18 protein-coding genes are annotated in these 18,059 nt (G+C 65.3%); 3 read left to right on the plus strand and 15 right to left on the minus strand.

The features are described from left to right. Position 1: 1 nt before the first annotated feature. The 7 genes from ACFOOR_RS04260 to ACFOOR_RS04290 all read right to left on the minus strand — a co-directional run bounded on the left by ACFOOR_RS04260 (position 2) and on the right by ACFOOR_RS04290 (position 6,983). Positions 2-1,504, minus strand: a complete 1,503-nt coding sequence (locus ACFOOR_RS04260; protein ID WP_343165060.1) for a CpaF family protein — start codon at positions 1,502-1,504, stop codon at positions 2-4. Between the two features lie 9 nt (positions 1,505-1,513). After that, positions 1,514-3,067, minus strand: coding sequence for an AAA family ATPase (locus tag ACFOOR_RS04265; RefSeq protein ID WP_343165059.1), 1,554 nt, complete (start codon positions 3,065-3,067; stop codon positions 1,514-1,516). A gap of 19 nt (positions 3,068-3,086) precedes the next feature. Next, on the minus strand, positions 3,087-3,758 hold the full coding sequence (locus tag ACFOOR_RS04270; protein ID WP_343165058.1) for a CpaD family pilus assembly protein: 672 nt from the start codon (positions 3,756-3,758) through the stop codon (positions 3,087-3,089). Between the two features lie 12 nt (positions 3,759-3,770). Next, the gene (locus ACFOOR_RS04275) at positions 3,771-5,228 is read right to left on the minus strand and encodes a type II and III secretion system protein family protein (protein ID WP_343165057.1); all 1,458 of its coding nucleotides are present in this window, start codon (positions 5,226-5,228) and stop codon (positions 3,771-3,773) included. A gap of 1 nt (position 5,229) precedes the next feature. Beyond that, the gene (gene cpaB / locus ACFOOR_RS04280; RefSeq protein WP_343165056.1) at positions 5,230-6,075 is read right to left on the minus strand and encodes a Flp pilus assembly protein CpaB; all 846 of its coding nucleotides are present in this window, start codon (positions 6,073-6,075) and stop codon (positions 5,230-5,232) included. A 110-nt stretch (positions 6,076-6,185) separates the two neighbouring features. After that, positions 6,186-6,689 carry an A24 family peptidase gene (locus ACFOOR_RS04285; RefSeq protein WP_343165055.1) on the minus strand — a complete coding sequence of 168 codons (504 nt, stop codon included), beginning with the start codon at positions 6,687-6,689 and terminating at the stop codon, positions 6,186-6,188. Positions 6,690-6,824: 135 nt separating this feature from the next. Further along, positions 6,825-6,983, minus strand: coding sequence for a Flp family type IVb pilin (locus ACFOOR_RS04290; RefSeq protein ID WP_343165054.1), 159 nt, complete (start codon positions 6,981-6,983; stop codon positions 6,825-6,827). 270 nt (positions 6,984-7,253) lie between these two features. Between ACFOOR_RS04290 and ACFOOR_RS04295 the strand changes: the two genes are divergently transcribed. The 3 genes from ACFOOR_RS04295 to ACFOOR_RS04305 all read left to right on the plus strand — a co-directional run bounded on the left by ACFOOR_RS04295 (position 7,254) and on the right by ACFOOR_RS04305 (position 8,875). Beyond that, positions 7,254-7,736 carry a pilus assembly protein N-terminal domain-containing protein gene (locus ACFOOR_RS04295; protein WP_343165053.1) on the plus strand — a complete coding sequence of 161 codons (483 nt, stop codon included), beginning with the start codon at positions 7,254-7,256 and terminating at the stop codon, positions 7,734-7,736. 75 nt (positions 7,737-7,811) lie between these two features. Beyond that, a complete protein-coding gene (locus tag ACFOOR_RS04300) occupies positions 7,812-8,336 on the plus strand; it encodes a TadE/TadG family type IV pilus assembly protein (RefSeq protein WP_380213860.1) in 525 nt (174 codons plus the stop codon). Between the two features lie 11 nt (positions 8,337-8,347). Continuing rightward, positions 8,348-8,875, plus strand: a complete 528-nt coding sequence (locus tag ACFOOR_RS04305) for a TadE/TadG family type IV pilus assembly protein (protein ID WP_343165051.1) — start codon at positions 8,348-8,350, stop codon at positions 8,873-8,875. Here ACFOOR_RS04305 and ACFOOR_RS04310 read toward each other — a convergent pair. The 8 genes from ACFOOR_RS04310 to ACFOOR_RS04345 form a co-directional block, all read right to left on the minus strand. Further along, positions 8,862-9,671, minus strand: coding sequence for an aminotransferase class IV (locus ACFOOR_RS04310; protein ID WP_343165050.1), 810 nt, complete (start codon positions 9,669-9,671; stop codon positions 8,862-8,864). The two genes, ACFOOR_RS04305 and ACFOOR_RS04310, sit on opposite strands and share 14 nt — an antisense overlap. Beyond that, positions 9,668-10,960 (minus strand): aminodeoxychorismate synthase component I, encoded by a 1,293-nt coding sequence (pabB, locus tag ACFOOR_RS04315; protein WP_343165049.1) that lies wholly within the window; start codon positions 10,958-10,960, stop codon positions 9,668-9,670. The genes ACFOOR_RS04310 and pabB overlap by 4 nt, the downstream gene beginning before the upstream one ends. Then, positions 10,957-11,727, minus strand: coding sequence for a tyrosine-protein phosphatase (locus ACFOOR_RS04320; RefSeq protein ID WP_343165048.1), 771 nt, complete (start codon positions 11,725-11,727; stop codon positions 10,957-10,959). Before ACFOOR_RS04320 ends, pabB begins: the two co-directional genes overlap by 4 nt. 76 nt (positions 11,728-11,803) lie before the next feature. Then, on the minus strand, positions 11,804-12,430 hold the full coding sequence (locus ACFOOR_RS04325) for a hypothetical protein (RefSeq protein ID WP_343165047.1): 627 nt from the start codon (positions 12,428-12,430) through the stop codon (positions 11,804-11,806). Further along, on the minus strand, positions 12,427-13,893 hold the full coding sequence (locus ACFOOR_RS04330; protein WP_343165046.1) for an AMP nucleosidase: 1,467 nt from the start codon (positions 13,891-13,893) through the stop codon (positions 12,427-12,429). The genes ACFOOR_RS04325 and ACFOOR_RS04330 overlap by 4 nt, the downstream gene beginning before the upstream one ends. A 43-nt stretch (positions 13,894-13,936) precedes the next feature. Beyond that, positions 13,937-14,965, minus strand: coding sequence for a ribonucleotide-diphosphate reductase subunit beta (locus ACFOOR_RS04335; protein WP_343165045.1), 1,029 nt, complete (start codon positions 14,963-14,965; stop codon positions 13,937-13,939). 164 nt (positions 14,966-15,129) lie between these two features. Then, entirely contained in the window at positions 15,130-15,933 is an 804-nt protein-coding gene (locus tag ACFOOR_RS04340) for a lipid A-modifier LpxR family protein (protein ID WP_343165106.1), read from the minus strand. 194 nt (positions 15,934-16,127) lie between these two features. Beyond that, positions 16,128-18,011: a ribonucleoside-diphosphate reductase subunit alpha gene (locus ACFOOR_RS04345; RefSeq protein WP_380213865.1), complete on the minus strand. Its 1,884-nt coding sequence runs from the start codon at positions 18,009-18,011 to the stop codon at positions 16,128-16,130. Positions 18,012-18,059 lie beyond the last annotated feature (48 nt).

The raw sequence follows: 18,059 nt of genomic DNA on the forward strand, positions 1-18,059 counted from the left end.
ACTAGGCCTCCGACTCGTCGAGGGCCTGGGCCAGTTCGCGTTCCATTCCGTAGTAGCGGGCGCGGTCCCAGAATTTCGGACGCGCAATCCCGGTCGAGACATGCTTGCCCTTGATCTTGCCGTGCTCGTCCTCGCCCTCGATCTCGTAGACGAAGAGATCCTGGGTGACGATGACATCACCTTCCATGCCCATCACCTCGGTGATGTGCGTGATTTTCCGCGTGCCGTCGCGCATCCGCGCGGCCTGCACGATCACGTCGATCGACCCCGAGATCATTTCCCGGATCGTCTTGGACGGGAGGTTATACCCCCCCATCGTGATCATCGATTCAATACGCGACAGGGCTTCGCGCGGACTGTTGGCGTGCAGCGTGCCCATCGACCCGTCGTGACCGGTATTCATCGCCTGCAGCAGATCGAAGGCTTCCGGTCCGCGCACCTCGCCGACGATGATGCGTTCGGGGCGCATGCGCAGGCAGTTCTTGACGAGGTCGCGCATCGTCACCTGGCCGGACCCTTCGAGGTTCGGCGGCCGGGTTTCCAGGCGCACCACGTGGGGCTGCTGCAGCTGCAGTTCCGCGGCGTCCTCGCAGGTGATGATGCGCTCGTCTTCCTCGATGAAGGCGGTCATCGTGTTGAGCAGAGTGGTCTTGCCCGAGCCGGTACCCCCGGAGATCAGCACATTGCAGCGCGACCGGCCGATAACGCCCAGAACCCGGGCCCCGGCCGGCGTGATCGAGCCGAACTCGACCAGATTGTCCATGCGCAGCTTGTCGCGCTTGAATTTCCGGATCGTCAGCGTCGGGCCGTCGAGCGCCAGCGGCGGCGCGATGACGTTGACCCGGCTGCCGTCAGCCAGGCGCGCGTCGCAGATCGGGCTCGATTCATCGACCCGGCGGCCGACCTGGCTCACGATCCGCTGACAGATATTCATCAGCTGGCCGTTGTCGCGGAAGCGGATATTCGTCTTCTCGACCTTGCCGTTGACTTCGATGAAGACGTCGCCCGCGCCATTGACCATGATGTCGGCGATGTCGTCGCGCGCCAGCAGGGGTTCGAGCGGGCCATAGCCCAGAACGTCGTTGCAGATGTCCTGGAGCAGCTGTTCCTGCTCGGCGATCGACATCGCGACATTCTTGATCGAGATGATCTCGGTGACGATGTCGCGGATTTCCTCCGCCGCCGTCTCGGCGTCGAGCTGCGCCAGCGCACCGAGATCGATCGTGTCGATCAGCGCGTTGAAGATTGTTGTCTTGATGGCGTAATACTGCTCGGTCGGTCCGCCCGACCGTGCCGGCGCGCTCCGCGGAGCGGGACCGCCGGGCTTCTGCGCCGGTTTGGCAGCCGGCTGAGGCGCGGCGGCCACAGGTTTCGGCGCGGGCTTGGGCGCGGGTTTCGGTGCCGGCGCGGCGGGTCGCGGCGCCTCGGCCTTCGGGGCAGGCGTCGTCGGCGCGGGAGCCGGGGCGGGCCGCTGGATCGTCGTGGCGTCGCGTTTACCGAACATGGTCCGGGTCTATCTCCCGAACAGTTTCGAAATCATGGATTTGCGCGTCGGCGTCGAAACCCGGCCGGAAATCAGCGAAGCGAGATGGGCAAAGCCTTCGGCCGCTTTCGATTTCGGGTCGACCTCCGCGATCATCTGACCGTTATTGGCCGCCTTGCCGAACAATTGCGGTTCGAACGGCAGCACCAGGGCCGGCGGCGTGCCGAGGGCCTCGGCGAAGTCCTTGATCGGAATCTCCGGCCGCTTCGGAACACCGGCCATGTTCACCACGACCTTCGGCAATTCGTCGTTCGGCCGCGCCGCGGCGACGAGGTCGAACAGATTCTTGGCATTCCTGAGCGAGGCGAGATCTGGCGTCACGGTGACAACCACCTGGTCGGCACCGAGCAGGGTATGACGCACCCAGGGCGACCAGGTGTGCGGCAGGTCAAGCGCCATGAAGGGCGCCTGCCGACGGACCTTGTCCAGCACCATGTCATAGACGTCGGGCGGGAAGTCCCAGTCCTTGTCCAGAGTGGCCGGCGCGGAAAACAGCGACAGCTTGTCGGTGCAGCGCACCAGAAGGCGGTCGAGCAGCGCGTCGTCGAGACGGTCCGGTTCGAGCAGCGCGTCGCCCAGCGTCTGGGCCGGGTCCTGGTTGAAGTCGAGACCGGCGGTTCCGAACGACAGGTCGAGATCGACCAGCACGCAATCGCTGTCGAGCCCCTCCGATACGCACCATGCCGTGTTGTGGGCAACGGTCGAGGCCCCGACGCCGCCCTTGGCGCCGATGAAGGCGACCGACTTGCCCGCGAACGGCGCCTCGGGATCGAGATAGAGGCCGGAAATCGCCCGGATGACATGCAGCGGCGTCATCGGCGGCACGAGATATTCGCTGACGCCGCGCTTCATCAGTTCGCGATAGAGCGCGATGTCGTTCGCCGCGCCGATGATGATGACCTTGGTATCGGGGTCGCAGACGCTGGCCAGTTCCTCGAGCTGGTCGAACAGGCCCTGCCCGCGCATGCCGGACTCGACGATCAGCAGGTTCGGCGTCGAGGAATCGTGGAACCGCTCGATCGCCGCCGGCAGGCCGCCCAGTTCGACCTCGACATGGGCCTTGTGCATCCGGCGGTCTCCCGCTGCGTGATGCATCAGCGCGCCGGTCTCCGGGCGCTCGCAGAAGGCATGGATCGCGATCCGGGGGACGGGCTGGTCCGACAGCGTATTGTCGATCTCGCCATAGGCGGCATCGCCCGCCACGGGAGACAGCGGCACGTCCATCTCGTATTCGCTGGCGTCGAACGCGGCGCGCTTGCGCGGTGCTTCGCGCACCGGCTCGGCGGGCGTGTCGTCGAACTCGAAATCGTCATAGCGCTCGGCTTCGCGGCCGCCGCCGGATGCGGCCTGCATCCCGCCGAACGGGCGATGCCCGCCCGACGGACGCGCCGGCCCGGCGAATTTGTCTCGCGCCGAAGGGGCATCGAGTTCGCCGAGAATCCGGCGCTCGACATCCTCCGCGTCGATGAATTCATCGTCGCCGTCGAGGAAGCCGTCGTCTTCGTATGCGTGGGATTCAGCCATCCGATTGCCTGCCATTCACCTATTCCGCCACCTGGCTGACCGCGCCGCTTTCGTCTTCGCTCCGCTGCGACGAGGTCGGCTGACCCGCGCGCCAGCGGTCCATGATCGTCGCATTGCGTCCGGCATCGGCCGGGGCCGAGCTCGATGGTCCGACCAGGTCGTAGGCATTGCCGACCATAGCCGCATAATTCGCAGCGGTGGCGCAGCCGAAACGCGGATAGGCGCGGTTGTCGAACTCGCCGGCCAGGTTCGACCAGCCGAGATTCTCGCATTCGCGCGGCGCGTGGGCTGCATAGACCATGTAGCTGACAATGATCGGCGCGATCGGCGATCCTTGCGCGTCATACGCGCCCGACGCGATCACATGTGCGCCGATCCCGCGGCCGTCGAGATAGGCGTAGAGTTCGCTCATCGCACCGTCGGCCACTTCGGCATCGGTCACGCCGTCCGGAAAGGTCACGACCAGCGGGCCGGCCCCGTCGGTGCGGTAGGCGTCGATGAAGGCGGAGAACGCGCCCATCTGCGACCAGGCGAGCCCGCCCTCATTCGCGCTCATCGCCAGTTCGAAGCGCGCGGTTTCCTGTGTCACATAAGGCTGGGGCAGATCGCCGGCGCGGTCGCGCGGCATGGTGTAGCAGCCCGACAGGGCCAGACCGGCGGCTGACAGAAGCAGCAGAGTGATGCGGGTCATCCTTGTCTCTCCCTAGTCGAGAATGAAGCCGATCGGACCGCGCCAGGAGCGGCCGTCCGTGTCGGCTCCCGGCACGCCATAGGCGCGGTTGATGTGCCCGAAGAACAGGGTCTCGATCTCGCTTGCGGTCGCGTAGCCGTCTTCCGGTGTCGAGATCGCCGCATCATTGGTCGGATCGACCAGATAGGGCGTCACGATGATGACAAGCTCGGTTTCCTGGTTCTCGAAATCGCGCGAGCGCGCCAGCGCACCCAGCACGGGAATGTTCTGGATCCCCGGAATGCCGTCGAGATTCTGGCGGGTTTCTTCCTGGATCAGTCCGGCGAGTACGAGGCTGCCTCCGGAGGGCAGCTCCACCGTCGTTTCCGCGCGCGTCACGTTCAGCGCCGGAATGGTGACGCCCGGAACGGTTCCGATGACATTGCCCTGGTCGTCGCGCACCACGGTTTCACCCAGCTGCAGCGCACCCTGACTCGAAAGCTCGGAGACTTCCGTCGAGATCCGGAGCGAGATTCGCCCTTCCGACAGCACAATCGGCGTGAAGCCGAGGCCGACCCCGAACTGCTTGTATTCGACCATGATATTGCCGTCGCGGTCGCGCCCGGTCGGGACCGGGAATTCACCGCCGCCGGCGAGAAAATTCGCCGACTCGCCGGACGTCGCCGTCAGGTTCGGCTCGGCCAGCGTCCGGACCAGACCGATCCGTTCGAGGGCTTGGATCAGCCCGCCGGCGCTCGAGAGATCGCCGCCGCCCGTATTGGTGTAGTCGAGATTGGCCGACAGACCGCCGAGCGAACGCCCGACCAGCGAGAATTCGTTGGCGGTCGCCACCGACACGGCGAGATCGTCGAGCTGGGCCGCGGCCGACAGGTCGATACCCAGCTGGCGCACGATGGTGCGCTGCATTTCCACCACGCGGACCCGCAGCATCACCTGCTGACGGCCTTCCACGGCGATCATCGACAGAACGTGTTCGGGATCGTCGACCCATTGCTGGGCCAGCCGGCGGGCAGCATCCGCCGAAGCCGCGTCAGGCGCCGAGCCGGACAGCACAATGCGGTTGTTCATCGCATCCACCTCGATGCGCGAGTCCGGCAGGAGGCGCGCGATCTGGTCGCGCAGCGCACCGAAATCCCGGTCGACGCGGATCTGCAGGTCGAGAATGAGCTCGCCGCTGGCATCGAAGAAGAAGGCGTTGGTCGACCCCGTGGTGAGGCCGAGCAGATAGGCCCGGCGTGGCGTACGGATCACCGCATCGGCGACTTCCGGATTGGTCACCAGGACATCGACGGCATCGACCGGCAGATGGACGATCGCCGCCTGCGAGGCCGGCAGGTTCAGCGTCTGTGCGGCCGGACCGTCGCCAGAGGAGACGATATGCACCTGCCGCGTCGAGGTCTCACCGGACTGCGCGGCGGCAATCGGTGCGAAAGCGACAAGCGCGGATGCGAGGACGAGCCGAGCCAGCATGTCACTGCCCTCCGTCGCCGAGCGCCACATCCTGGCGCTGACCATAGCGATAGACCGTCATCGTGTTGCGGCCGCGGTCGCGATCGACCTCGGCTTCGGTGCGGGCAGGAACTTCCACGACAGACAGGCGCGGACCGCCTTCGCCGTCACTCAGGCTGCGCAGCGCCAGCGAGACTTCGCCGCGTGCCACGGCCAGCGATACGGCACGGGCCTGGTCGGGCGTAAGCTCAAGCGTCGCGGTCGATCCGACCACCGCGCCTTCTTCCTCGTCTTCACCAAAGATCTGGTCGATCGCCAGCACGCGGGTGTTTTCCACCACGGTCTCGGCGATGAATCCGCCGCCGCGCCCGTAGGATTCGCGCCCGTCCTGCTCATAGGTGACGATCACATCGACCCGGTCGTTCGGCAGGATGAAGCCGCCGGCCCCGGTTTCTGCCGAAAGCGGCACGGCCACGGCACGCATGCCCGGCGAAAGCACCGCCGACATGAAGCCGGACTCGCCCGCGGGAACCAGCTTGCGCGGCGTGATCGGTTCGCCCTGCGCGATGGAGGCGCGAACGATCGCTCCCGTGAATTCCCCGATCGCATCCGGCGAGCGTGATTCGGTCACGTAGGCGGGGCTGACCGCCTCTTCGGGCCAGGGCTGCCAATACAGATCCGAAGCGCTGACGCGTTGACCGGTCTCAAGATCGCCCCGAGCCGCGAGCACGCGAACGGCGGGCGCCCTTTCCACAGGCCTTTCAACGATTTGCGGTTCCGGCGCGGCGGAACTTCGATACACGAAATACGCCGCAGCGGCGGCCGCGACAGCGGCCAACGCAAGGATCAGAATCCGGGCTGAATTCATCGCGGCACGTCCCCTCGGATACAGGTCTCCGCGTGCGATCAGACTCGGAAATTCTCAAAGGGGCGTTAAGATTTACGCCGCAATGCCATGGGCCTCGCGACTTCGCGCAGCTAGCCCAGAGCCAGCGTTAACAGCGTGCTACCCGGAAGCGTCCAGAATGCCCCCGCGGCGAGCGCAATTCCGTAAGGTGCGGGCGCGCCCTCCGCGAGCGGAGTCTTCGCGACCCAGCCTGCCGAAAGCCGCGTGGCCGGCACCATCCGGCGCAACATCAGGAGAATGACGGCCAGTGCGCCGCCCATGAGCGCCGACTTGGCCAGGAACATCGCCGCGTCCGGCCAGCCGAACCAGAGCGCCGCCGCCGCGATCAGTTTCGCGTCGCCGCCGCCGATCCAGCCGGGCGCGAACAGCGCCATGCCGAGGACCAGCGCACCCGCCCCGACCGCGAGGTGAAGGCCGAACTCCGCCCAGCTCATCCCGAAGGCGACCGCCGCGACCGGAAACAGCAGTACGATCGCCCCGTTGAGCCAGTTCGGAATGGTGAAACTCATCGCGTCCTTGATCGCCGCGAAAGCCATCAGGAAGACGAAGACGAGAAGCATGTATTGCGCGGCCACGATGACACTCCGGCTGTGTTCGGACGTTCGTCTTAACCCGGCGGCTCTTGCCTTTGGCTTAACGCGAAAAGGAAAAGGGCCGCCCGGATATCTCCAGGCGGCCCATTTCTTTGACTACAGTCCTGGTCGTCGCGATTAGATCGCGTCGGCAACCGTCTGCAGGTTGTCGCGGACACCGGTGCCCAGCGCCGTAACGGCACCGATGATCACCACCGCGATGAGCGCCGCGATCAGACCATACTCGATGGCCGTGGCACCCGACTCGTCATTGAAGAAGCGCGAAATCATTTTCATTTGGGTCTCTCCCGTGTTGCTAGCACACATCCACCCGGGTCAGTCCGTCCCGACATCTCCCGAAGTGACGCCATCAAACACGAAGAGCCTTTCAGCCACGTTAAAGCGCATGCTTAATTATGTCTTTACATGCAAGAACCTGGACTATGGTTAAAGAAGGCTAACCAAGAATATTCAAAAAGAATTGGTAACTTCCATACGGCTCCGTTTAGAAAGTCTTCACGCGGGCGCGGTTTCCTGTCGGCCGGATCCAGACCTGCGGAGGACGCCATGCGTCATCTCGTTCTTGCCTCGCTCGCCGCGCTTGCCCTCACCGGCACGGCTGCCGCGCAGCAGCGCTATCTCGAAGCCGACCATGCGGACGTCGTGCGACTGCCGGCACCGGCCTACACGGTCGTGATCGGCAACCCGTCGGTCGCCGATGCCGTGATCCACGACCGCAACACCCTGATCCTCACCGGCCGGCTGCACGGCCGCACCAACATCATCGCGCTCGACGCGCGCGGGCGCGTGATCTACGCGCAGGATGTCGTCGTGGGTGGCACGCCCGATGGCGGCGTGACTCTCTATAGGGGGGCGAACCGCACGACCTATGCCTGCGGCGCGCAGTGCGAGGCGATCCCGGCGATCGGCGACGATCCGGAGCGTTTCGACGCCCTGTCCAACCAGGGCAATACCCGGCTACAGGCGGCCGCCCAGGCCCTCGCCGCGGGCGATGGCGGCAGCGCCCCGCTCGCCGGCGGTCAGGAATGATCCGTTAACCACCGGACTTTACGCGCATTTAAGTGAGATGGGCGACAGTCTCCTCAACGGATGACGGTTGGACCCATGCAACTCGCGCGCAGACTCAGAGCATTCCGGCGGGATCGGAAAGGGGCGACGGCGGTCGAATTTGCCCTCATTGCCGGACCGTTCTTCTTTTTTCTCATGGCGTTGATCGAAATCGCGGCGGTCTTCTTTGCCGCGACGGTGATCGAGAATGCGGTGCTGGAATCCGCCCGCGAGATCCGCACCGGTCAGGTTCAGGCCGGCGGCATGGACGCCGACGGATTCCGCGACGCCGTCTGCACCCGGATCGAAGTCATCGCTGATTGCGCCCGCCTCGACTTCGACGTTCGCGTCTTCGCCGATTTCGACACGGTCGCCGTCACGGACCCGGTCAATGAAGACGGTGACCTTCAGACCGACGACATGGGATTCGATCCCGGCGATGCCGGCGACATCGTGATGGTGCGTGTCTTCTACCGCTGGCCGATGCTGATGCCGAATTTCCTGAATTCGATGTCCAACATGTCGAACAATGAGCGCCTGATCACCTCGGCGACCGTGTTCCGCAACGAGCCGTGGGACTGATGATGCGCGCCATGATCCGCTTCATTCGCTCACTCGCGCGTCGTCAGGACGGCGTCTCGGCGGTCGAATTCGCCCTGATAGCCCCGATCATGATGCTGTTCTATCTCGGTGTCGTGGAAGTCAGCCTGGCGCTCGGTGTCGACCGCAAGGTGACCTCGACGGCCAGCGCGCTCGCCGACCTCGTGGCCCAGGACGACGTCATCACCGATGACGAGATGGCCCAGATCCTGGCGGCGGGGCCGGTGCTCGTCGCCCCCCATCCCGGAACCCCGCTGCAGATCCGCATTTCCTCGGTCACGATGAATCTGACCGGCGACGCCGAGGTCGACTGGAGCGATGCGCGCGGCATGACGCCGCTCGGCGAAGGCACACGCTACACACCTCCGACCGGCATCCTTTCGCCCGGCCGCTCGATCATCATGGTCGAGGTCTCCTATCGCTACGATTCGGCCTTCGCCGAAATCGGTGTCGGCCGGTTCGATATCGCGGAAACCTTCTATCTGCGCCCGCGCCGCTCGCTGGTGGTCAGCCGGCAGTAGAAACCGCCTCCCGAAGCGCCAGCATTGCCGGATGCCCGGTCTTGACGGCACGGCCGTCAAGCGCCTGTACCGGCACCAGCCCCGTTGCGGCATTCGTCACGAAAATGGCGCCCGCCCGCGCCAGCACACCGGCCTCGAAACGCCCTTCCCTGACCTCGAGACCGGACCGCGCCGCCTCTTTCAGGACCGCTTCGCGCATCACGCCCGGTCGGATCGCGCAATCGGCCGACGGTGTGAAGACCGTATCGCCGGACATCCAGAACACATTGGCGCAGTCCGCGCCGGAGACATGCCCCTCCGCCGTCAGGAGCAGCGCCATGTCCGCACCGGCCGCCACGGCTTCGCGCCGCGCCGCCGCATTGTCGGCATAGCTCAGCGTCTTGTGACGACAGGCCAGGCTGGCGGGCGAACGGCGGATCGCGGAGATCTGGAGCGTGACCGACGTCGGTCCGGTTGCGGGCGGAAAATCCGCGAGGAACAGCCGCGCGTGATTGTCAGGGAAAGGCGATACCCCGCGCGGTCCCGGCCCGCGTGTCAGCGTCAGGCGCAATGTTGCGCCGTCCGGCAAACCGGCTGCTTCGGCCTCGACCGCTGGCCAGGGCGCCGGACTGACCAGATCGAGCGCCGCGCCGGCCGCCTCGAAGCGCGCGCGGTGTGCGGCGGAATAGCGGATCTGGCCACCCGCCACCCGCATCGTCTCGAATACACCGTCGCCAAGCAGAAAGCCGCGATCGTCGGGCGCAATGTCGCCGGCTTCGAATTCCCGCCATCCCGGCCCGTCCCAGCTGCGCATCATCCGGTCACCGCCTTCTTCAGCGCCGAGGCCTTGGCCAGAGTCTCGGCGTATTCGGCTTCCGGATCGGAATCGATCGTGATCGCCCCGCCCGACCGGGCCGTCACGCGCCAGCCGGACGCATCGGCATCGAGTGTCAGAGTGCGGATCATGACGTTGAAATCCATCGATTGCGCGCGGTCGCCGATCCACCCCAGCGCCCCGCAATAGGCGCCGCGCGCCTCGCCTTCCTGATCGCTCAGGATATCCATCGCGCGCAATTTGGGCGCGCCGGTGATCGATCCGGGCGGAAAGGCCGCCGCCAGCAGGTCGAGCGCATCCTTGCCCTCGGCCAGCCGCCCCGAGACCGCCGAGACGAGATGATGCACATTGGCGTAGCTTTCCACCTTGAACAATTCCGGCACGCTGACCGATCCGGGCGCACAGACCCGCGACAGGTCGTTGCGCATCAGATCGACGATCATCAGGTTTTCCGCCCGGTCCTTCACGCTCGCCGCGAGCTCGGCTCTCAGCGCCGCATCCTCCTCGGGCGTCGCGCCGCGCGGCCGTGTCCCCTTGATCGGACGGGCTTCCGCCACACCGGTGTCGAGCTTCAGGAAGCGCTCAGGAGAATTGGTGACGACCACCCGCTCCGGCGACAGGCGAAGCCACGCCCCGTGCGGCGCCGGACTGTTCGCCGTGAGGCGGCGGAACAGGTCGAACGGCGTATCACCGGACCCCAGCCGCCCGGCAAAGGGCTGGGACAGATTGGTCTGATAGATGTCGCCCGCCCGGATGTGGTCGAGGATGGCGCGGCAGGCCTGAAGGTAGCGCGCCTTGCCCCACACAGGCTCGAACCGGCCGGACGGAGAAGCGACGTGACCGCACGCGGAAGCTTCCGCAAGCCGGCGCTCGATATCGCGCGCCGCCGTCTGCCAGCCCTCCAGCGTCAGCTGGCGCTTCATCGGATCAAAGCGAAGCCAGGCGCGATAGGCGAAGAGATGAATCGGCGGTCTGTCAGGCGACCAGTGCGGCGCATTGAAGGTCCGCGCCGCCTCGTATTCGAACAGCCCCGCCACCCGGTCGCCGGCGGCGGCGGCGTTGCGCGCCGCGCCCATCGCGTCAAACCAGCCCCCGTCCTGCATTCCGGCCTTGCCGATGGGAAAGGGCGAGGCGGGACCGGGGAAGAGAAAGGACTGTGAATTCGGACCGCCGCTGAGCAGCAATGTTCCGGTGTGCGACTGAAAGACGGACAGGGCATCGAGTGGGTCGATCCAGTCCAGGGGACGGACCGCCCGGGCGGCGGTGGTCACCCCCGCACCAGCGCGGTACGCAGCCGGGCAATCTCGTCGTCGGACAAGCCGAGTTCGGTGCGCATATAGGCTTCCGCACTGCCCATCACACCGAAGGCTTCGTTGAGATAGTCGCCATCGACGCCGAGGAATATCCGCATGGAATTTTCCTCGACCGCACGGCCCGTCCGGTCGGCAATATTGGCAGCGACTTCCGGAACCAGGCGGTCGTAATCGACCGCCGAATTGGTCATCAGATAATCCTCGATCACCGTGCCGCGATCGACCCCGGCCAGTTCCAGCGCCATGGCGCAGAAGATCCCCGTCCGGTCCTTGCCCGCGGCGCAGTGCACAACGAAGGATTCGCTGGAGGCGTGATCGGCCAGGGCACGCAAGCCGGCGGCAAAGGCCTGCCTGTTGCCCGGATCGGTCGGAAGCCGGCGATAGGTCGCCAGCATGAAGTCACGAATGCCCTTCGCGCTGAGATCGCCTTCGCGCAGGAAGGCCATGTGCGGCGGCTCGGCGTGTCCCGCGATACTCGACGACAGCACGCGCGGATTGAGCACGTCGTCCCAGCGCGACGGTTCGCGCTCGCGCTCCAGCGGACGGCGCAGATCCGTGACCAGCGTCAGCCGCATGTCGGTCAGCCGCGCGATATCCTCGTTCGAGGCCCGCGCAAAATGTCCGGAACGGTAGAGGCCGCGGCGGACCGTGCGTCCGTCACGCGTTCCGTACTCGCCGAAATGGCGAAAATTCCGGATTCCGTCGAAGGCAATCACACGGCTCATGGCGCATCACCTAAATCGCAGGGGCGCGGGGGGCAAGCGGCGAAGCCGAACAAGTTTGTAACGTGCGTATTCGGCCTCACTCCAGCGCCGCGCGGACATCCTCGATCTGCCGGTCGTAGAGACCGATCAGATAGCGCTCCTGCGCGGCAAGCTCGGTGAAGGCGAACTGCATCAGCCTGAGGCGCGGAATCAGCGGCTGGGTCTCGAGCGATTCCACCGACCCGAAAAACGTGTCGGCGATCGCGCGCCAGGTCGCATCCGCCCCGCCCTGCTGCGCGACATAGATCAGCGCGATATCGGCGATCAGCGTATATTCGACCGGATCGAGATCGCCGCGCGCACTGGCATAGTCCCACGCCACGCTGGTCAGGCGGGGCTCCTGGATGCCGCGCGTCAGGATTGACGGTAGGACGTCGAACAGAACCCCGTCTTCCGGCACCTCGCCGCGCTCGATCCGGGCAATGGCCTCGCCGACCCGCTCGGCGACTGTCTCGTGATAGCCCACCACTTGCCGCAAGGCGTTGGCATTGGCCTCCATCTCTTCGGCGATCCGCACCAGCGCCGAATTCGCGGCGCGCCGGTCGGCGACATCTTCGCGCCATTCGTTGACGATGAAGCCGAGCACGACGGCGAAGACGATCAGGATCGCCTCGATCGCGGCGCGGCCCAGCCAGGCGTATTTCGGTTCGGCGCGGGCGCTCATCGGAAGGGTGGCTCGTCAAAGCTGCGGAGTTTGCGCGAATGCAGCGCGGCGGCATCGTCGCGCTTCAGGATCTCGATCGTCTCGATCCCCGCCATCAGGTGTTCGCTGACCGAGCGCTGATAGAAGAGGTTTGCCGCGCCGGGCAGTTTCAGCTCGCCGTGCAGCGGCTTGTCCGAGACGCACAAGAGCGTGCCATAGGGCACGCGCAGCCGGAAACCATTGGCCGCGATCGTCGCCGATTCCATGTCCACTGCGATGGCGCGCGACTGGTTGATCCGGCGCGCCTCGGCGTGGAAGCGCAGCTCCCAGTTCCGGTCGGCATAGGTGGCCACCGTGCCGGTTCGCAGACGGCGTTTCAGGTCCTCGCCGCTATCACCGCTCACCGCCTTGACCGCATCGGCGAGCGCGATCTGGATTTCCGCGATCGGCGGCACCGGGATCTCCAGCGGCAGGTCGCGGTCGAGCACGCGGTCGTAGCGCAGATAGGCGTGGGCGAGGACGTAATCGCCGAGCCGCTGCGAATGCCGCAGGCCGCCGCAATGGCCGATCATCAGCCAGCATTGCGGGCGCAGCACGGCCAGGTGATCGGTGATCGTCTTCGCATTCGACGGGCCGACGCCGATATTCACCAGCGTGATGCCCCGCCCGCCCGGCGCCTTCAGGTGATAGGCCGGCATCTGGAAGCGCCGCCAGGGCGCGCCTTCGACCGCGGCGCGCGGATTGCGCGTCCGGGCGTCGACGGTGACAAAGCCGGCCGCCGACAGCGACTCGTACTCGTTGTCTTCCTTCAGCTGGCGGATCGCCCAGGCCACGAAGGCGTCGACATAGCGGTGGTAGTTGGTGAACAGGATGAATTGCTGCACGTCCTCATAGGGCGTGCCGGTATAGTGCCGGATGCGCTGCAGCGAATAATCCACACGCGGCGCGTCGAACAGGGCCAGCGGCCGCGGCTCGCCCGGAACCGGGCTGCGCTCGCCGTTCGGCACGGCGTCGTCGATCCGCGCCAGATCGGCATAGGGGAAGTGGCGGACGAGATCGGCCGCGCTCGCCTTGTCGAGATCGATTTCCTGCGAGCCGTCGAGCACGTAGGAAAAGGCGATCTCCTCGTCCGACGGGCCGGTCTCGATCGTGATCGGATACTGGTCCTGCAGCAGCGAGAGCTGGTCTTCGAGATAGTCCCGGAACAGCGAGGGCTGGGTAATCGCCAGACGGTAGACGCCGGGTTCGGAGAATTTGCCGAAGGCGCGGCTGATCGGCGGCGGCGAGCCCTCCGTCTCATAGGTCACGCGCAGTTCGGGATAGGCGAAGGCGCCCCGGGCGCGGGCCTTGGGATCGGGCGGTGTCCCGTCCTCGATATAGGCCTTCAGCGCCGTCTGCAGGCGTCCGGTCGATGCGTCGTAGATGGTCTGGAGGCGGTCGATCGCCTCCGCGGGTGTCTTTGCGGTCTTGAATCGGTTTTCCATCGACCGCTTCTAGACTCGCACCTCGCGCCCCGTAAAGGGAAACTCACTCCGCCGGAAGCGTGTTGCGCGTCTTCATCTTGTCGAAGGACGCCCACACGCCCTCCGCCCCGTGCCAGTCGCCCTTGGTCGCGCCCTTGGAATATTCCGTCGCGCGCGCCTCGAAGAAATTGGCGTGTTCCACCCCGTTGAGGATTTCCGTCAGCCAGGGCAGCGGATGCTCCTTCGCGCCGTAGAGCGCCGGCAGCTTCAGCTGGCGCAGGCGCCAGTCGGCGATGTAGCGGATGTAGGACTTGATGTCGGCCGCATTCATGCCCTCGACCTCGCCCATCTCGAAGGCAAGATCGATGAACTTGTCCTCCAGCATCACGACGGTGCGGCAGTTTTCCACGATGTCGTCCTGCACCGACTTGGTCAGCGCGCCGGTCTCGTTCGCGAACTCGTGGAACAGCTTGATCATGCCTTCGCAGTGCAGCGACTCGTCGCGCACCGACCAGGACACGATCTGGCCCATCCCCTTCATCTTGTTGAGACGCGGGAAATTCATCAGCATCGCGAAGCTGGCGAACAGCTGCAGCCCCTCTGTGAAGGCGCCGAACATGGCCAGCGTGCGCAGGATGTCGGCCTCGGTGTCGACCCCGAAACGCTGCATGTAGTCATGCTTGTCGCGCATCGCCTCGTAATCCATGAAGGCCGAGAACTCGTTGTCCGGCATGCCGATGGTTTCGAGCAGCAGCGCATAGGCGGCGATATGGATCGTCTCCATGTTGGAGAAGGCCGACAGCATCATCTTCACTTCTGTCGGTTTGAAGACGCGCGCATAGCGCTCCATGTAATTGTCGTTCACTTCCACGTCGGACTGCGTGAAGAAACGGAAGATCTGGGTGAGCAGATTGCGCTCATTGTCCGACAGCTTGGTCGCCCAGTCCTTGCAGTCCTCGCCCAGCGGCACCTCTTCCGGCATCCAGTGGACCTGCTGCTGCTTCTTCCAGAACTCGTACGCCCACGGATAGCGGAACGGCTTGTAGGAATGGCTCGAGGTCAGGAGGCTCGGAAGCGGCGATTCGGCGGACATGGACGCGTTCCCCTTCGGCGATGCGGTGTTAGGCGAGCCGGCCCGCGGCCCGAGGCTCGATTAACAACATATTGGGGTTAACCTCATCCAAAAATCTAGGGGTGGTGTCAGGTGAAAACGCGGTTTTCAACCGGCCGAGTCAGGTTCCGTGGAAAACGTCCGGCCTACCAGCGCCGGCTGATCGACACCGCCGCGAAATCCTCGTGTGCGTCGAATTCTTCCGTGCCGGCCGTGAATTCGCGTTCCCGGCGGACATAGGCGAGCGACAGATCGGCACTGCCGAAGCGCATCGCCACCCCGGCCTGGGCGTCACCGACCACGGCATAGGGCTGCAGCGACATCGCGTCGCGCATGTTGAAACCGGCGCTCGGATCGTAGAGCAGCGCGCTGCGCTCGGCCCCGGCGAAGACATACCAGGACGGGCGTTCGCCATCGGCGTCATCGAGATACCGGCCGAGGCGGACTTCCGCACCGGCCCCGGCGGCGGTGCCGTCCGGACCGAAACTGACCCCGGCGCGCGGCCGGATGCCGAAATCGAGCTGGCCATCGCCGCCAGCGGTATCATACGCCATGACATAGTCGACCGAGACGCTCGACCGGGCCGCTTCGCCGGTATGGACAAGGGCGCGGTCGGCGAGCACGTCGGCGGAGAACATGATGTTGGCGATTGTCGCTTCGTAAGGATCGTAGACCCGCACCTCGATCGCGCCGGTCTCGCCAAGCGGCGTCGAGGAAATCCCGGTCCCGCTGAACGCCGTGACACTGCCGGGAAGGCCCGATCGCACCGAGAGCGCGGATGCCGCGACATCCGCGGCTTCGCGCGAGAGCGTGCCGGGGCGTTCCTGCAACAGGGGAGCGCGGACCGATTCAAGCGCGTCCCAGTCGCCCGACTGGGCGACAGCCGGAGACACGGCGGCAAACGCCACCATCCCACTGGCAAGACACGCGATATTCGAAACCCGGTCCATCAAGGCACCCGTCTCCCCGTAACGGCCGCGAAGCACCTTATAGCATGCTTCGTCTCGCCCCTCGCGCGAAAAAGGGTTAAGGCCGCCCGGATTTCGCCAGTGCGGTAAAGACCGGGTTACCCCAAGAGACGCACCCGCAAACGAAAAGGCCGGGCGCTGTGGCCCAGCCTTCGTGAATTCAAGGGCTTGTCCGCCTATTGGCAGGCGAGACACTCGTCATAGTCGGTCTTCGCGGCCGCCTCCATCGAGGTCACGGCGTCCGACTTGGTGCCATTGGCGAAACCGACCCGCTGCACGGATTTCGAGCGGCAGTAGTAGAGCGACTTCATGCCCCGCTCCCACGCCGTCCAGTGCAGCATGTGCAGGTCCCACTTATCGATATCGCCCGGCAGGAAGATGTTGAGCGACTGCGACTGGCAGATGAAGGGCGTGCGGTCGGCCGCCAGTTCGATCACCCAGCGCTGGTCGATCTCGAACGCGGTCTTGAACAGCGCCTTCTCGTGATCGCTGAGACAGGCGAGGTGCTGGACCGAACCCTCGTGTTCGAGGATCGACGCCCAGGTGGTCGCCGTGTTCTGTCCCTTTTCCTCCAGCAGCGCTTCAAGCTGCGGATTCTTCACCGGGAATGAGCCGGACAGGGTCTTGTGCACATAATAATTTGCCGGGATCGGCTCGATGCCGGCGGACGTGCCGCCGCAGATGATCGAGATCGAGGCGGTCGGCGCGACGGCCAGCTTGTGCGAGAAGCGCGCCTTCACCCCGGCCCGTTCGGCATCCGGGCACGCGCCCTTCTCTTCGGCCAGCGTCACCGACGCGGCATCGGCGGCCTGCCGGATATGCTTGAACATCTTCATGTTCCAGGACTTCGCCAGCGCGCTCTCGAACGGTGCGCCCTGGGCCTGGAGGAAGGAGTGGAAACCCATCAGGCCGAGACCGACCGAGCGCTCCTGCAGCGCGGAATAGACCGAACGGTCCATCTCCGGCGGAGCGCGGTCGATGAAGTCCTGCAGCACGTTATCGAGGAAGCGCATCACGTCCTCGATGAATTGCTTGTCGTCCTTCCACTCGAGGAATTTTTCCGCATTGAGCGAGGACAGGCAGCACACCGCCGTGCGTTCCTTGCCATTGTGGTCGAGACCGGTCGGCAGGGTGATTTCCGAGCACAGATTCGACTGGCGCACTTTCAGGCCCAGCTTGCGCTGGTGCGCGGGGAGCGCCTTGTTCACCGTGTCGGTGAACAGGATGTAGGGCTCGCCGGTCTGCAGGCGGATTTCCAGGATCTTCTGCCACAGCTTGCGCGCATTGACCGAGCGCACGACCTCGCCCGAGCGCGGCGAGCGCAGCTCGTAATCCTGATCATCGCGCACCGCTTCCATGAAGTCGTCGGTGATGTTGATGCCGTGATGCAGGTTCAGGCTCTTGCGGTTGAAATCGCCCGAAGGCTTGCGGATTTCGAGGAATTCCTCGATTTCCGGGTGGTGGATGTCGAGATAGACCGCAGCTGATCCGCGGCGCAGCGACCCCTGGCTGATCGCCAGCGTCAGCGAGTCCATCACCCGGATGAAGGGGATGATGCCGCTGGTCTGACCGTTCTGGCCGACCTTTTCGCCGATCGAGCGGACATGGCCCCAATAGGTGCCGATGCCGCCGCCATTCGAAGCCAGCCAGACATTCTCGTTCCACGTGCCGACAATGCCGTCGAGGCTGTCATCGACCGAGTTGAGGAAGCAGGAAATCGGCAGGCCGCGCGTCGCGCCGCCATTCGACAGGACGGGCGTCGCCGGCATGAACCACAGGCGCGACATGTAGTCGTAGAGGCGCTGGGCGTGCTCGGGATTGTCGGCATAGGCATTCGCCACACGCGCGAACATGTCCTGATAGGATTCGCCCGGCAGGAGATAACGGTCGGTCAGCGTCTTCTTGCCGAAATCGGTCAGCAACGCGTCGCGCGACGGATCGGTCTTCACCGATTCGACGATGCGCAGATGGTGCGCCTTCGGTTTCCCGCGCTGGATGCTTTCCGCGTCCGACATCGATCCCTTTCGTGCCACAATCGTAGCGGAATCGTAAGGCGTCATGACGTTACTCCCCCGGTATTCGCGGCGCGCAGTTTACCTGTACGCGGA

It is taken from the genome of Hyphobacterium vulgare (genome assembly GCF_042643335.1).
In the GTDB taxonomy this organism is placed as follows: Bacteria; Pseudomonadota; Alphaproteobacteria; order Caulobacterales; family Maricaulaceae; genus Hyphobacterium; species Hyphobacterium vulgare.